Raw genomic sequence first — 16,446 nt, 5'->3', positions numbered from 1 at the left:
ACCACTGTCGAAGGATTTTTCCTAGACTTGTAGGATTTGTCCGTCAACATAAGAAAAATCCTAAATGGATTCGCGAGGGAGATTGCACCGTGCTCATCCGCAAGATCGAAAAATTCCTGCTGCGCACCGGGATGCCGGTGACTCGGTTCGGCCGCATGGCCGCGCACGACCCGCGCCTGGTCATGGACATGCGCAACGGACGCGAGCCCCGCCCCGAAATGATCTCCCGAGTAGAACATTTCATGAACACCTACAAGCCGGAGACCTTCGCGAGCGATGCCCATGCTGGTTGATCATGCCCTGTTTCGGGACGCGCCGCGCGCCTCTCGCCCGCCGCGCCGCCACCGCACCGCCGGCGAGCGGCTATGGCACGCCCTCAGCGCCCTGGCGGGCGCACGCGCCATCCTCATCAGCCAACGCGAAACGCCGTGGGCCAGCGTGACCTTTTCCGGCGCGCGCCACAGCTTCACGCTGCGCTTCGACGAAACCAAGGCGATCGAGGACGGCGAACACCTGATCGCAGTGCTGCCCGATCACCCGTTCCACATCCCCGGCCATCTGGTGGCCGACGCCAGCGTGGCGCGGGCAGACCACACCCTGCTGCCCGCCCCGCGGCTGGAGCTGGACATCGACATCCTCTTGCTGGAAGCATCGTGAAACCGATCGGGGCCTGAACGCTCAAGGGGCCGCGCCCGGGTAAACCCCGGTGCGCGGCCATTCCTCTCCACAAACCGTCAGAAGCGCAAACTAGCGGTCGGGGCGGGCCATCAGCTGCGGTGCAGTTGTCGCCCCTACCCAGAGATTCATGTCGACAGCGTTCGAGACCCGGAACGGTTCCCTGCGATCGTTGAGGAACAGTTCCTCCATCTCACCACGGTTGAACGGACGCGATCCCAGCCGGCCGAAGATAGCGATCTGCCCGCCGGTTTCATCCACGCCGCGATCGCGATCCAGCCCCTTAGAGAGCGCCAGCGCCGGGCTGGGCGTGTGCGCCCACGCGATCAGTTCCGGCCGGGGTTCGGGCGAGAAGCCGTAGAAGTTCGGCTGGCTGGACGGTGAGGTAAGCTGCACCACCTTCATCCCGTTCCGCCCGTCCGCGACATAGGCGAACAGCGAGGCGTTGGTGGAAGCGACGATCACATCCTCGGCATCGTTCAACTGCCCGTCGGCGGTGAACGATTGCTGGATCGCCGGGCGCGTGGGCGCGGTCACGTCCACGATCACCAGTCCCTGCGCTTTGGCCGCGACATAGGCATAGGTGCGGGCGACATAGACGCGGCGGGCATCGGTCAGCGGAACGGTGGCCTGCGGCACCGGCACCGGCTGCGCCAGGTTGGTCACGTCCATCAGCTCAAGGCCGTTGGCCGTCGTCACCCACAGGTAGCGGAACTGCACCGCCGTGGCGCGCGGGTCCTTGAGCGGCACGACCGAGGTGACGCGTGGATCGAGGCAGGTCTCACCGCCCTTCTCCTCGCTCGCCTCGCAGGGCTTGCCCGGCGACCAGGGCTTGGGCAGGTGGACGGTGACCAGCGCCTTGTCGGTGACGATATAGGCATAGTCACCTGCAAGCGTGATGTGCCGCGCGCCCGTCAGGACGCCGTCCGGATTGAACGTCAGCGCGCGGCGGAAGAAGTTGTTGCGGAACTCGCCATCGGCCAGCGTATCGACGTTGACCGCGATCAGCCCTTCCACGGCATCGGTGACGAAGGCGTAATGGTAGATCGGCGAGAACGGCTGCTCCTGGTTGAGATGGCGCAGTTCCGGCGTGTTGCGCGTGGGCGCGATCGCCTGGTTGGTGGGCAGCGCCATGCAGGTGGCGTTCTTCGTATCCACATGCGTGTCATGCCCCAGCGGCGAGAACGGCGCGGTGGTGATCCGTTCCGAGAAGCCCTTGTTGCTGACCGAGGCGATATCATAGGCGCGGAAGCCGCCCTTCCCTTCGGCCACGAACATGTATTCGCCGCGCATCTGCAGGCAGCGGACCGCGTCCGAGGTGCCTTTGGTGACGTTGGTGAACTGTTCGCGTCCCTTGGTCTCTTCGGAGAGCTTGCCATCGATCACGCCGCCTCGCGTCCAGTCCTTCAGCTCGCGGCCGTTCTTCTCGACGTGCTGCTTCCAATAATCCGGATAGGCATAGCGGTGCAGGTAGCTGCCGATCACCGCCTGCGGCTCGTCCCATTCGGTGACGCGCACCGCCTCGAACCCGCCGTCCAGCCCGAACCAGGCGTTCATGCCGACGAAGTTCACGTAATTGGTGCCGAGCAGCAGCAGCTGCGCCATGATCGCGTTGTTATCGTCCTGCTGGCTGAGGTGGCAGTCGGTGCACTGCTTGGTCTCGTTCTTGCGGACGGTGTGCGGGAAGTGCGGCGCGAACGCCTGCGAGGAATAACCGATCGCCGAGATCGGCGGCTGTTGCACGTAGATCCGTTCGCGGTTGATGTTGGTGGACGACAGGATCAGCGCCGAGGACGAGCGGATCGGCGCGGTGATCGCCTTGCCGCTGACGGGGTTGCCATCCTTGTCGAACTGCACCGGATCGGAGCCCGAGGTCTTGTTGCGCTGGTGCTTGCCGAGCTGGAACATGTCGTCGCGCGCGACCTGCGGGTTATAGGTCGCGTAGTTGCGGGTGTAGTCCTCTTCGTACTTGTGCGTGGTGGACTTCCAGTTCGCCTCGATCGGCAGGTGGCAGCCGGCGCACGACGTGGTCCACGAGAGGTGGCAGGTGAAGCACGCCATGTCGTCATCGCGGTGGGCGCGCTGCTCCTTGGGCACGCCGGTGCCGAACTTGTACACCCCATCCTGCGCGGCGGATTTCGCCATGAGCTTGGCGCGCGCCGCCTTGGGATTGAAGATCGGCTTGCCCAGATCATCGACCTTGCCGGCAAAACGCGCATCGACCGAATCCTTCACCAGGCTGACCCGCCAGGAGAGGTTGGGATCGATGATCGAACGCTGGATCAGCACGCGGCGCCCGTCGGCCGCCTTCATCCATTCGAACCGGCGCTGGCCGTCGGCGTTGCGCAGCAGGCTGAGGTTGTTGCCCTTGGGCGGCGCGGCGAGGTTTGACGTCATCAGCGTGGGATAGGCGTCGGGCGTGCCGTGGCAGTCCTTGCAGCCGATCTCCACCGCGTTGGCCACTTCGCCCATGATCATGCCGTTGCCGTGGCTGTCCTGCGAGAAGTGGCAATCGGCGCACTGCATGCCGAGCTGGGCGTGGATGTCCATCATGTGGACCGCCTTGCCGGGATTGTCGGGACCCGGCTCGACGAACTTGCCCTCCATGGCCCCATTGGCACCGTTCTTGCGCCACTTTTCCGGATCGTCCGGATTGACGATGTGCGCCTTGTCGGTGCCGTAGCTCGACATATCGCCTTCATCATCCAGCAGGTTGCCGCGCCGGTCGCGCTTCAGGATCGCGCGGAAGTTCCAGCCGTGGCCGTGGTAGTCCGCGAACTGCGTGTTCTTGAGCTGCGGGTTCAGGTCATAGACGTTGCGCAGGAACTCCACGTCGCGCCACAGGCCATGGGTCGAGGCCGCTTCCGGATTGCGATCGAGAATCTCGCGCGCCTCGGCCATGTTCGGGTGGAACTGCTTCTTGAAGATGCGCTGGTAGTCCGCATCGGACATGCCCGCCGGCTTCGGCGCGCGATTCTCCGGCCCCGGCCACATCGAATCCGCGTCGGATTCGTAGTCCCACATGATGTAGCCGAGATAGGTGTTCAGGAAGATGTTGGGCTGGTGCATGTGGCAGTTCATGCACTGCGCCGTGGGGATGGCGCGGGTGAAGGCGTGGACCAGCGGATGCCCGCGCTCGCGGTCCTGCATCGCCACCGGGCCATCGTCATGACCGCCAGCGGCAGGGGGCAGGGCATGGCCCGCCTTGTCCAGGCCCGCCGTCGCGTGGGCTTCGACCTGGCCCATCGCGTGCGTGTCCATCGATCCGTGCGGCGCGACGCCGGCAGCGGGCGAGAACGTGAGCTGTTCCGCCGAAGCAATGGCGCGCGCGCAATCGCCGGCGAGGTCCTTGGAGGCGGCGGAATCGCTGGCATCGGCTGGCAGATAGCCGCCCTGCCCGCCCAGCACGGTGCCGCGCACGCGCGTCTTGTGCTCTTCCTTCGCCGCGTCATAGCTGCCGTACTTGCCGGCACGGTGCTGGCCTTCGCGCAGCGAATTGATCGTGGGATCGGTGGTGATCGTCTGCCCGTCACGCCCGCACTTGCCATAGTTCAGGCTGTGGCGCGGTTCGCGGTCGTTGGCGTAGATGACGTGGCACGAGGCGCAGCCCGAGGAGCGATAATCGCCCGGCTGGTCGTTGGTGCCCATCTGGAACAGGAACGGGTCGTTCAGGCGCGTCTTGTGGATGTTCAGCACCGGAATGGCGACGCGCAGGCCGGTGGCGGGGCCGCGGTTCGACTGCTTGAGATCGGGGCGCCCCGGCTCGTCGAGCCGCTGGATCAGGCCGGTCGAGTTGGGCAGGCCGATTTCGGGGAACTGCGGGTTGATCGCGCGACCGCCATCCTCGAACACGCGGAACACGTCCGCCGGCGGGATCGTGTGCCAGCGCGGCAGCGGATAGAGCACGGGCAGCGCGCCGCGCGCCTTTTCCTGCGGCGTCACGGTGCCCCACATCGGCTTGCCGTCCGGCCCGATTTCCTTCGATGCGGACTTGAGCAGCGCGGGTTCGCCCTGGCGGGTGAAGCTTTCCCCGAACATGTAGTTCTTGAAGGGGACGATGCCGTTGTTATAGGCCGCGCCGCCCCACAGCATCGCGCCGGTGGACATCAGCGAGCGTTCCGACGCCTCGATGATGTTCATGTGGCAGGCCCCGCAGGAATCGCGCGCGACGCGATAGTCCGACGGGTTCACGAAGCGGATGAATTCCGGGCTTTCCTTGGCCAGCAGCGCGTAGGAGCGCTTGGGATTGGCCGAGGAAGGCCAGCCCCACGCTACCGGGAAGCGCGGCAGGACGTGGGCGTCCTTCATCGCGCCCACGTATTCCATGCTGCCCCGGTTCCAGCTCCGGTCCGCGACGACCTGGTTGTTGCCGCCATGGCAATCGACGCAGGAGAGCACCACCGCCGGGCTGGCATGCATGGTCTTGTGATCGCTGGCGGTGTGGCAGCTGACGCAACCGGCGTTCTTCTGGTCGACGAAGGCCCATTGCTCCTCCGCCGTATCGCCCGGCTGGCCGCGCGGGGCGGCGGGGGCGCGGACGTACTTGACCTTCTGCGGCACTTCCTCGCCCGAGGCCCACAGCGCGCTGGGCACGGCCAGGACGGCCAAAGCGGCGAGCAGCCACGCCAGCGGCAGGGCGCGAAGCCGGCGAAACAGGGCGGCAGGACGGCGGAAGGCGGAAGGCTGGGTCATCAGAAGGCCAGTGTCGCGTTGGCGAGGACGGAGTAGTAGCGGCTGCCGCCACCTTCCTGCGCGAAGAGGTCACGGAAACCGCTGCCGGCGTGCAGCACGGCGCCCGACAGGCGGAACACCAGGTTCTGCGAGGCGTTGGGCCGCCAGATCGCGGAAACGGAGGTATCCCAGCCGATGCTGTTGGGAATCGAGCCCTCGTTGCGCAGGACCTGCAGGATGCGGGTGTTCTGGAACCACAGGTGGTTCACGTTGGCGGAGACGCGCAGCGTGGGCAGCAGATCGAAATCCCCCCCCACCCCGGCCAGCACCGTGCCGGGATTGAGGAAGTTCGACTGGCCCAGTTCCTTCGACGTGCGCAGCGAATTGAGAATGCCGTTGCGGCCGTTGAGCGACACCGCGCGGCCACCGCCCGCGAACGGGATCGACTGGCGAATCCAGTAGCTGGTATCGGCCCCGGCGAACTGCGGGTTCTCGAAGATGGCGTCGAAGCCGCCTTCGGTGCCGTCATAGGGATTGCTGTCGCCGCTGGCCCACAGGCCGGAAAGGCGGAAGCGCATCCAGTTGATGTCGTAGCTGGCTTCGGCCGCCGCCATGAACGCCTTGATGACGGCCGGGCGGCTGGTGATGAAGCTGTTGCGATCCTCCCCCAGCGCGGCATAGGCCTGAGCGGTCAGGTTCATCCGGCCGACGTGGCCGTCCGCCGCATAACCGATGTAGACCACGTCGTACTGGCGCGGGCGGATATCGCCGAGCAGCGCAGGGCGCGCGGGAAAGCCGTTCTTGTCCGACTTGTAGCGGTTTTCCCGGTTCATGTTGTAGGTGAGCGAGACCTGGCTGGTCAGCCCGACGAACGGGAAATCCTGGCGGTAGATGTTGCCGGTGAAGATCCAGTCGCGGCGCAGCGGCTGCGTCACGTCGTTCAGCCCGGAATTGGTGTCCTTCTCGATCCGCCAGAACGCGGCGAGGTTGAACTGCCAGCGGTTGTTGTCGCGGTTGCCGAACAGGCGCACGCCGAGCTGGTTATCGTTGAACAGGAAGCCGCGAAAGTCCGACTGAAACGGCTGGATGCCGGCGCGCAGCGAGACGAAATCGTAGCGCTTCGTATCGAACCGGCCGATGTGATAATCGATGAAGGCTTCCTGCAGGCCGACGAAGCCGGTGGTGCGCGTGGTGCCTTTCGAGGGTTCCACATAGAGCACGCGGCGTTCGGGCACTTCGACATGGGTGATGTTGGCGCCCACGGCCACGCGGTATTCGATGACGGGCGGCTTGAACGCGGTCATGCCCTTTAGCAGCGAAAAGCCCGCGATGAAGGTCTGCGACAGCACCAGGCTGTTGCTTTGCCCGAACACGTCGATCGAATTTGGCCGCGTGGTGGTCTGGTTGCCGACGGGAATCGGGAAGGTGCGCGGTTCGATCACCGTATCGGATACGGCGTTGGCGATGAAGAACCAGTCGTCGCCCTTGAGGAAGCCCGGACGCTGGCCTTTCGACAGCGGATGATCGCCCTTCAGCAGCGAATGGTGGAAGGGATCGAGCGTGGAATGGCAGACGTATTCCAGCTTGGGGAACAGCGTGAACAGCGCGCGATCGCGCGCGCCGGTCTGCGGGTCCTTCTTGGGGCAGAGCGACCCCATGATGCGCCAGCGATCCGGCACGCCGACATCGAGGCCAAGCGCGCCCACGGGGCCTTCGCCATCGTACTTGTCGTAATAGGCTTCGGGCGGCGGGGCGGAAACCGCGCCGGGGTTGGTCTGGTCGACCTTGTCGGGCAGTTCCTTGTTGAAGCCGGGGCGGCGGCGTCCGTCGATCAGGGCGTCGTCCGCTTCGGTTGCGCCGCCGGGCAACGCGGGTGGTGATGCCGCCTCCGGCGCGCCCGATGTTGCCGCCTCCGGCGCCGGCGCCGGTGCGCTGCCGCCTGCCGTTTCGGCAGGCGCAGGCGCGGACTGCATCAGCGCCACGGCCGGGACCAGGGCGCCGGGCGCGACAGCCGCCGCCGGCAGCGGTGTGGTGGCGGTAAGCACAGGCAGGAACAGGGCGGCGGTTTCGATCACAGGCCCTCGCAGACGTTCTGTTCGTTGCTGTCGAGGAACGGCGCGAACGGGCAATTCACGTAACGCAGCCGCACGCCCTGCCCCACGTTGACCACGATCGTATCGGCCCGCATGTCCTTGGGCGCGTTGCCGATCGTGCCCACACGCAGCCCGCCGTTGTTGGCGCCCAGAAACGCGATCATGTCGTCCTGATCGATGCCGTCACCGGAAATACCGATTGCGCCGACCAGCTGGCGACCGCGATAGATCGGGACCGAGCCGGGAAAGATCTGGATGCCGTTGGCCAGCCGCTTCTTGCCGTTGGGTGCGTCGGGAACGGCCGTACATTGCTGCACCACATCCTGCGCCTTCAGCGAGCCTTCGACGAAGACCGCGTGCTGGATCAGGTTCGCCTTGACCAGCGCGATCTGCAGGCCGGTAGCGAACGGGCTGAAATCGGTGATCGGGCGCGAGAGCGGGCCATTGGGCCGCCCCACTTCGCCATCGGGGAAGAACGGGCGCGAAAGGTTGCCGCCCGAACGGTCGGCAAAGGCGACCTTGCCGGTCAGCGCGGTCTGATCGCCCAGAAAATCGCGCACGCGCTGGACGAATGCCGGAATTTCGGCGTCAAGATCGCCGGTCAACTGCGCGGCGGCATTCGGCCCGGAGAAAAACGCGGCGGTGCGAGCCTTCTGGAGCGAGACATCGGTGCCGAAGATCGGCGCGTCTGGCCCGCGCACCACGCCGAGCGGCGCCCCATAGGTATCGACCATGGAGATCGTCACCTGCGCGCGGCTGTCCAGCGGGCGGCGAATCTGCGCGCGGGCGCGGCTCATCACCTTGAACGCTTCCTCCAGCACCGCGCGCACTTCGGCGGCGGTAAGCGGCTGGGTAACGTCCGCGCCATCGGTGCCGCCGCGAATGGGGTAGCGATCGTTGCCCGATCCGTCCGTCAGCACGAAGGCATCGGCGTTCGCGAACTCGCCCGACGTGGCATAGCGGTAGCCGCTGGCTTCGGTGCCATAGGCCGTTCCCGCCAGCACCACGCCGCCGGGATAGTATCCGTTCACCGGAACCAGCGTGCCCACGGTGTTGTTGATCGCGTTGAAATCGGTCTGGAGCGCGTGCAGCCCTTCCACCCGCGCGTCCGAAAAGCGCAAGGTCGAGCCATCGACCGGAATCATGTTGGCGACGATGCTGTCCGGCGGGGCAAAGCCCTGGATGCCGGCCAGTGCCATGTATTCCTCGGGATCGCCGTCCACATCGGCAACATTCGGGTCATAGCCGTAATCGCCATCGGCCATGACGCCGATCCCGCCAACCACCACGCCGTTCTTGTAGAGCGGGAACCCGCCCGGATCGGCAGCGAGGCCCAGCGGCGACCGCTTCGGCCCGATGAACGCTGCCGCGCCCAGGTTGCTGGTGATGTAGCGCGTATTGAGATCGGAACAGGGCAACTGGCTGAACTGCACCCCGAACAGCGGCCCGCTTTCCAGCCCCGGCGTGTTCGGCGCGGGCGGGAAATGCTCCTGCACGATCATGCTGGCCGTGCGCGTGGAAAAGGCATTGCCACTGCTCGACAGATAGGCGCCCGTAATCGCCTTGGCGATCGCGCCCATCGTCGCTTCCACGGTCAGCCCCTGCGCATCGACTTCACGCGGGCTGATTTCCCCGGTGGCGGTGCGGCGGCTGGTGTCCATCCGCGTCAGCGCGCCGTTCATCCGGAACACCGCGAGCACGTTGCCGACCCGGTCGACCACCGCGACGATCGCCGGATAGTTGAGCGCGCGCGCCTCTCCCACCGCTTGCGCGATGATCTTCTTCACGTCGTCCGGCGTCAGCGCTTCCTGCGCGGGCGTGGCATAGACGCGCGCGCTGGTGGTGGGTGTCGGCGTGGGCGAAGGCGCGGGCGAAGAACCGCCGCCTCCCCCGCAACCGGCCAGCGCGAGCGAAAACGATGCCAGAATCGCTACCGCCCGGTTGGCGATCACACCGGAAGCAGCCGCCTGACGCAGGGCCAGCTTTACCTTCATCCGTGCAGACTCCGGCATCAGCGCAGGCTCCGGATGCTGCGAATGGCCCCGCCCAACGCGCGGCGGAAAGCGATCGGCTGGAAGCCGTTGGGATCCCGCACCGCCGCATAGGCCTGGTTGATCTGCACGCGCAGGCCGTTGGCGGACCCGCCCGAAACCGCGCCCTGATTGACCAGGCCGTTGAGCAGCGTGTCGATCGCCATGACCGACTGCACCGCGCCTTCGTAATCGGTGAAGCGTTCCGACACCGCGTCGCTGGCGATGGCGTCCATCACCGCGAAGGTCTGTTCGCGGGTGAATGAGGCGCCGGCGAAACGGGTCGAAAGCGTGTCCGCCGCCTGCCGCAAGGCCTGCGCCGCCTGCACCGTCTGCGGCCGGCCTTCGCCCATCGCGCGGTGGAACGCCTTGCTGCGCGCATCGAACGTGGTGGCCAGATCGGGCGCGATCACCCGCGCCGCCGCCAGCAGCATGATCATGTTCTCGTCGTTGTAAGGCGGCATCCCCGCGTGAATCGGGCGGCCAGGATTGGGCATCGCCGTCACCGTCGCCTCGTCGCTGTCATAGATGCGGCGGTGGCAAGAATGGCAATCGAAGAACGTGAATTCGGGGAAGAGGCCGTCACTGGCCTTGCCCGGCTGGCTGAACAGTTCGAGCGAGCGCTTGACCGCTTCCGCCTGCCCCACGGCCCACATCCGCATCCCGTTGGTCTTGCCCCCCTTGCGCTGGGCATAGTCCGAATCCTCGTTGTGGTGGGCCTGGAGCGTCGAGAACAGGTCCAGTTCGAACGAGATGCGCGGGTGGCCCGCCGCCATGATGCGGTGGGCGATGAACTGGCCCTTGCCGTCCCCGGACAAGTGGCAATCGAGACAGACCTGCGCGCGCACGCGCGGGCTGGTCAGGTCGGTCATCCCCTGCGCAACGTTGCGCCCGTGGCTGGCGCCGACAGTATAGTGGGTGGAGAGCCAGCCGCCGGCATTGCCATGGCAGGCTTCGCAATCCACGCCATCGGCCACGCGCACGGCACCGGGCGTCGCATGACAGCCCAGGCATTCGCGCTGCACACCGGCGGCATCCAGCCCCATGCGGCGGACGATCGCCTGCCCCCGCGGCTCCACGATGGCGCGATAGGCGCGGCTGTGCGCGCCGGTGGGCGAGGATTCTTCCTGCCAGCGCAGCAATTCGTCCTGCCGCACCGGGGTGCCATCGGCGACGCTGCGGCCGTGGCAGGTTGAGCCGGCACAGCTTGCCACGCCCTGATGCGCGCGGAGCGAGCCACCCGCGTTCTGGGCCTGCAGAGGCGCGGCGGGAACGAACAGGGCAGCCGACAGCGCAGCGCACGCCATCAAGACGCACAGAATCGCAGCCAGATAACCCAATCGCGGGACGGACCGGAAAGCGGTCGAAAGCCGCTTCGGATGGATCGAATTGCCCAGCATTGCCCCTCGTTCCTGCCGGTAGCGGAAAGGAGTGGAAGCTTTTGCCTCTTCACTCCACGCGAACCGGTAGTGCTGCAATGCGACCCCGCGACTGCAGACTAGGCGAGACACCCCTTCGGGTTCAAGCCCTGATTTCGCTTTGGCGCTGGGATAGAAGGCGTTTTTTGTGGCGCGCGCCGGCTCAGGCGGGACGAATGACGATCGTCTGTCCCGCCGGATCGAAGCCCACCGCGCCGATACCGGGCGCGCTGGCGCATTCGCCGGGCCGCACGGCTTCCCCTTCAACCACCGCCTCGCCACGACGCGGCACGAGCAGGCACGGCCCGGCATAGGCATCGGCCAGCGCGGCATCCGGGACGCCATCGACGCGATGCGCGGTGAAGTAAGGCCCGCTGGCCAGCTCCACGGTGCCTTCCGGCGGAATCACGCGCCGCAGCGCAGGATCGAGCGGCACGCCCCGCGCCACAGCCATCCCCCGGTCCAGATGCAACTCGCGCGGGCGGCCGTAGTCATAGAGACGATAGGTGATGTCGCTGTTCTGCTGGATTTCGATCAGGCTGACCCCCGCGCCAATAGCGTGGACGGTACCTGCCGGAATGTAGAAGAAATCGCCCGCCTGCACGGGATGCCACACCAGCATATCCTCGATAGACCCGTCCAGCGCAGCGGCGCGCAGCGTTTCCCGATCGACCGTTTCGCGGAAACCGACTCCCAGCGTTGCGCCCGGCTCGGCATCGATCACCAGCCAGCACTCCTCCTTGCCGCCATCGGATTCGCCCATGGCGGCCGCTTGCGCATCGGAAGGGTGGACTTGCACCGAGAGCTTTTCGGACGTGAAGATGTACTTGACCAGCAGCGAGGGCAGTTCGAGCGGCGGCACGAACCAGATTTCGCCAATGCGCGCGCCGCCATGCGGCGGTGGGAATGGGGCCGGCAGGGTATCACGCCCCCAAGGCTTCTCAACGGATCGGGTGGTGAGCTTCATCAACCGGACCTCAACGCGTGCCGCAACCCCTGCGGGCCATCCCGCGAGCGCTACTGGTTTGCCGCGCCCGACAGCTTACCGACGAGTTGCGCGCCTTCCGGCGTGCAGACCAGCACTTCGTCCTTGTCGACCACCACGATCAGGTTTGTGGCGCCGACCACGGACACGCGCGGGCCATCGGTCTGCACCAGAACGTTGGCGCAATCCTTCAGTTCCACCCGCCCCTTGATCGCGTTGCCCGCACCATCGCGCTCCAGCGCCTCGTGCAGCGCCTGCCAGTTGCCGATATCGGACCAGGTCATCACCGCCGGCACCATGGCCGCACGAACGGTGTTCTCCATCACCGCGTAGTCTACCGATTCGCCTTCGATCGCGGCGAAGGCGGCCGCATCGGGATGGAAGCGATGCCCTTCCTCCACGCCCTTCTCCACCGCTTCGCGCACGGCGGCGGCAAGCGCAGGGCGATGCGCTGCCAGCTCGGCTAGGAACGCCCCGGCGCGGAAGGCGAAGATGCCGCCATTCCACGAATAGCCGCCATCGGCCAGAAACTGGCGGGCACGGTCAAGATCGGGCTTTTCGACGAAGCGTTCGACCCTGGAGCCGCCGGTATCGCCGATCGTTTCGCCATGCTTGAGATAACCGAAGCCGGTTTCCGGCGCGGTCGGCGCGATCCCGAACGAAACCAGCCAGTCATCCGCCGCGAGCGCGGCCGCAGCCCGTGCCGCCGCCTGAAACGCCGCGAGATCGCCGATGTGATGATCGCTGGGGCAGACCAGCATGATCGCGTCGTCCGGCAGACGCAGCGCCGCCAGAGCAATGGCGGCGGCCGTGTTCTTGCCTTCGGGCTCGACGATGATGGCCGTCCGATCCGGATCGGGCAGCTGCGATTCCACGTGCCCGAGGTGCGCGGTGCCGGTGACGACCACCGGATCGCCAAAGCCCGCATCCGGTGGACAGCGCAGCAACGTCGCCTGAAACAGCGTGGTGTCGCCAACAAGGGGAAGGAACGGCTTGGGCATCGCCTTGCGCGAACGGGGCCACAGCCGCGTGCCGCTGCCGCCACACAAAACAACAGGAATTATGGTCTTCATGATACCCCGTCTTACCTGCCGCCGCTCTGCCATAACCCCAACGCCATGACAAACTTTTTCCCGGCAAGGTTACAAGGCTAAAAGAACCAATGTAGCCGACAAGCATGTCCCATGTTAGGAAACGCCGCGCGAACGCGGGCAACAGTGCCGAAATAAAGACGAACTACACCCGCCGAATAACCATGTTACGAATTTCGGTCATGTCTTCCATCGCGAAACGGATGCCTTCGCGGCCCAGCCCTGAATCCCGCACACCGCCATAAGGCATGTTGTCGACGCGGTAGCTCGATACGTCATTGACGACGATACCGCCCACTTCAAGCCTGTCCCACGCTTCCAGCACCTTGTGCAGATCGCTGGTGAACAGGCCTGCCTGAAGCCCGAACTTGCTGTCGTTGACTTCATCGAGCGCCGCATCCCAGTCGGTAAACTTCGACAGGATCACCACCGGACCGAACGCTTCCTCACGATAGACGTCGCTGTCGCGCGGGGCGTCTTCCAGCAGGGTCGCTTCCAGCATGTTGCCTTCGCACCCGCCGCCCGCCAGCAACCTGGCGCCGCCGGCCACGGCGTTGTCGATCCAGCCCTTGAGCCGTTGCGCCTCCTTCGCCGAAATCATCGGGCCGATAAACGTCTCGCGCAGCTTTGGATCACCGGCCACGAGCGTTTTCACCTTGGCCGCCAGCATGTCGCGGAACGTGTCGTAGATATCGGCATGGATGATGACGCGCTGCACATGGATGCAGCTTTGCCCAGACTGGTAGTAGCCGCCGAAGATGATCCGCGCGAGCGCGTGGTCGAGATCGGCGTCCTTGTCGACCACCACGGCCGCATTGCCGCCAAGTTCGAGCACGACCTTCTTCTTGCCCGCGCGCGCCTTCAGGTCCCAGCCCACGCCGGGTGAGCCGGTGAACGACAGCAGCTTCAGCCGCTCGTCCGTGGTGAACAGGTCCGATCCGGCGCGGCTGGCCGGCAGGATCGAGAACGCGCCTTCGGGCAGCACGTCGCATTCGGCCAGCACTTCGCCGATGATGATCGCGCCCAGCGGCGTCATCGACGCGGGCTTCATCACGAACGGGCAGCCGACCGCGATCGCCGGCGCGATCTTGTGCGCGGCCAGGTTCAGCGGGAAATTGAACGGACTGATGAAGCTGCACGGCCCGATCGGCACGCGCTTCCACATGCCCATGTAGCCCTTGCTGCGCGGCGAGATATCGAGCGGCTGGATCTCGCCATAGTTGCGCGTCGCCTCTTCCGCCGCGATGCGGAAGGTGTCGATCAGGCGGCCGACTTCGCCTTCGGCATCGGCGATCGGCTTGCCCGCTTCGATGCACAGCGCATAGGAAAGCTCATCGAACCGTTCGCGAAAGCGGCCGACACAGTGGTCCAGCACATCGCGCCGCTCGAAGCTCGCCAGTTTCGTCAGCGGCTCGGCCGCGCGCACCGCGCCGGCGATGGCTTCGTCGATCACGTCCGGCGTGGCCAGCGCGGTGCGGAACGCGACCTCGCCGGTGAACTTGTCGGTCACCTCCAAGTCGGCGTTGGGCTGCACCGCCTTGTTGTTGAGGTAGAGCGGATAAACGTCCTTCAACTGCACCATATCTCGAACTCCCCCCTCCCGCTGGCGGGAGGGGCCGGGGGTGGGCCTTCGACGGAGCGGGAGTAGCCCACCCCTAGCCCCTCCCGCGAGCGGGAGGGGAACAGGTTGCGCCTAAAGCGCCTTCGACAGTTCCTTGATGTCCTTGTTCAGGATCTGGTCGTTTTCCGAATAGTCGACCGGGCAGTCGATCAGGTGGACGCCCGGCGTATCCCGGCAATGCGCCAGCAGTTCGACAAGGTGCGCTGCGCTTTGCACGCGATGCCCGCTGGCGCCGTAGCTTTCGGCATATTTCACGAAATCCGGGTTGTTGTAAGTCAGCCCGAAGTCCTTGAAGCCCATGTTCGCCTGCTTCCAGCGGATCATGCCATAGGCGCTGTCGTTGAGGATCAGCACGGTGAGGTTGAGGCCCAGGCGAACGGCCGTTTCCATCTCCTGGCTGTTCATCATGAACCCGCCATCGCCGCAGATCGCCATGACCTTGCGATCGGGATAGAGCATCGCGCTCATCATCGCCGAAGGCAATCCCGCGCCCATCGTCGCCAGCGCGTTATCAAGCAGCACCGTGTTCGGCCGGCACGCGGTATAGCCGCGGGCGAACCAGATCTTGTACACGCCGTTGTCGAGGCAGATGATCCCGTCATCCGGCATCGTGGCGCGCACCTGCTGCACCAGATGCGGCGGGAAGATCGGGAACCGCGCGTCCCCCGCGAGCTTGTCGGTATGCGCGACCTCCGCCTTGCGGAAGGCCAGCATGTGATCGAACGTCCAGCTGCCGGAAGGCACGATGTCCTCCTTCATCTGCCAGACCGCGTTGGCGATATCGCCGATCACTTCGATATGCGGGAAGTAGACAGGATCGACTTCGGCCGTCTTGGTGGAGACGTGGATCACGGTCGGCCCGCCTTCGTTCTTCATGAAGAACGGCGGCTTCTCGATCACGTCGTGCCCCAGATTGACGATGCAGTCCGACGCCTCGATCGCGCGGTGGACGAAGTCCCCGGCGGAAAGCGCCGCGCATCCCAGGAACCGGGGGTGGCGTTCATCGATCACACCCTTGCCGAGCTGGGTGGTCAGGAACGGGATGCCCGTCTTTTCGATGAATTGCAGCAACATCCGGCTGGTCATCGTGCGGTTGGCGCCGGCACCGATCACCAGCACGGGCGATTTCGCCGCCTCCAGCGCCTGCACCGCCTGCCGCACCGACTTGGCATCCGCGTTGGGCCGGCGAACCAGGCTGCGCTTCAGCGGCCGTGAATCGGTGTGTTCGTCGGCAATGTCCTCGGGCAATTCGATGTGCGTGGCGCCGGGCTTTTCCTCCTCGGCCAGCCGGTAGGCCTCGCGAATGCGGCTGGGGATGTTGTCAGACGACGCCATCTGGTGCGTGAACTTGGTGATCGGCTGCATCATCGACACCACGTCGAGGATCTGGAAGCGGCCCTGCTTGGATTTCTTGATCGGCTTCTGGCCGGTAATCATCAGGATGGGCATGCCGCCCAGCGTGGCATAGGCGGCGGCGGTCACGAAATTGGTAGCGCCCGGCCCCAGCGTGGCGATGCACACGCCAGTCTTGCCGGTATGACGGCCATAGGTGGCCGCCATGAACCCCGCGCCCTGTTCGTGCCGGGTCAGGATCAGCTTGATCCTGTCAGAGCGGGAGAGCGAATCGAGCAGATCGAGGTTCTCCTCGCCCGGCACGCCGAAAATGTACTCGCAGCCTTCTTCCTCAAGGCATTCGACGAAAAGATCGGACGCTTTCTTGCCAGTTCCTTCGGCCATGCAACGGTCGCTCCCAGCAGGCGCGCGCAGCCAGACGCGGACCTTTCCCCAACTCGGATACGACCCCGGACAGGCTAGCGTTGTCGTTCTGGCTTCCGCGCCTGTCCCTTGGCGTCAGGCCTAAC

Annotated in this window: 10 protein-coding genes; 2 read left to right on the top strand and 8 right to left on the bottom strand. The window is 65.7% G+C overall.

Features of this window, described 5'->3' with window-relative positions; all coding sequences use genetic code 11:
* The first annotated feature begins 89 nt into the window (after nucleotides 1–89).
* Both NMD1_RS12655 and NMD1_RS12650 read left to right on the top strand, forming a co-directional pair.
* A complete protein-coding gene (locus NMD1_RS12655; protein ID WP_125955025.1) occupies nucleotides 90–293 on the top strand; it encodes a hypothetical protein in 204 nt (67 codons plus the stop codon).
* Nucleotides 283–657 carry a hypothetical protein gene (locus tag NMD1_RS12650; protein ID WP_125955024.1) on the top strand — a complete coding sequence of 125 codons (375 nt, stop codon included), beginning with the start codon at nucleotides 283–285 and terminating at the stop codon, nucleotides 655–657. The genes NMD1_RS12655 and NMD1_RS12650 overlap by 11 nt, the downstream gene beginning before the upstream one ends.
* A gap of 90 nt (nucleotides 658–747) precedes the next feature.
* Here the strand turns inward: NMD1_RS12650 and NMD1_RS12645 are convergent, their stop codons facing one another.
* From NMD1_RS12645 to NMD1_RS12610, 8 genes are all read right to left on the bottom strand, one after another.
* On the bottom strand, nucleotides 748–5,367 hold the full coding sequence (locus tag NMD1_RS12645) for a multiheme c-type cytochrome (RefSeq protein ID WP_125955023.1): 4,620 nt from the start codon (nucleotides 5,365–5,367) through the stop codon (nucleotides 748–750).
* Entirely contained in the window at nucleotides 5,367–7,319 is a 1,953-nt protein-coding gene (locus NMD1_RS12640) for a hypothetical protein (RefSeq protein WP_125955105.1), read from the bottom strand. Before NMD1_RS12640 ends, NMD1_RS12645 begins: the two co-directional genes overlap by 1 nt.
* 98 nt (nucleotides 7,320–7,417) lie before the next feature.
* Nucleotides 7,418–9,433 carry a heme-binding protein gene (locus tag NMD1_RS12635; protein WP_125955104.1) on the bottom strand — a complete coding sequence of 672 codons (2,016 nt, stop codon included), beginning with the start codon at nucleotides 9,431–9,433 and terminating at the stop codon, nucleotides 7,418–7,420.
* Between the two features lie 17 nt (nucleotides 9,434–9,450).
* Nucleotides 9,451–10,776, bottom strand: a complete 1,326-nt coding sequence (locus tag NMD1_RS12630) for a cytochrome c family protein (RefSeq protein WP_233497628.1) — start codon at nucleotides 10,774–10,776, stop codon at nucleotides 9,451–9,453.
* A 274-nt stretch (nucleotides 10,777–11,050) separates the two neighbouring features.
* Nucleotides 11,051–11,854 (bottom strand): class I mannose-6-phosphate isomerase, encoded by an 804-nt coding sequence (locus tag NMD1_RS12625; protein WP_233497587.1) that lies wholly within the window; start codon nucleotides 11,852–11,854, stop codon nucleotides 11,051–11,053.
* A gap of 50 nt (nucleotides 11,855–11,904) precedes the next feature.
* Entirely contained in the window at nucleotides 11,905–12,945 is a 1,041-nt protein-coding gene (locus NMD1_RS12620) for a mannose-1-phosphate guanylyltransferase (RefSeq protein ID WP_125955020.1), read from the bottom strand.
* Between the two features lie 163 nt (nucleotides 12,946–13,108).
* Nucleotides 13,109–14,545, bottom strand: coding sequence for an aldehyde dehydrogenase family protein (locus NMD1_RS12615; protein WP_125955019.1), 1,437 nt, complete (start codon nucleotides 14,543–14,545; stop codon nucleotides 13,109–13,111).
* 111 nt (nucleotides 14,546–14,656) lie between these two features.
* A complete protein-coding gene (locus NMD1_RS12610) occupies nucleotides 14,657–16,321 on the bottom strand; it encodes an acetolactate synthase large subunit (protein ID WP_125955018.1) in 1,665 nt (554 codons plus the stop codon).
* Nucleotides 16,322–16,446 lie beyond the last annotated feature (125 nt).

The organism is Novosphingobium sp. MD-1 (genome assembly GCF_001014975.1).
GTDB lineage: Bacteria > Pseudomonadota > Alphaproteobacteria > Sphingomonadales > Sphingomonadaceae > Novosphingobium.
This window is presented reverse-complemented; position numbering and strand designations above follow the sequence as displayed.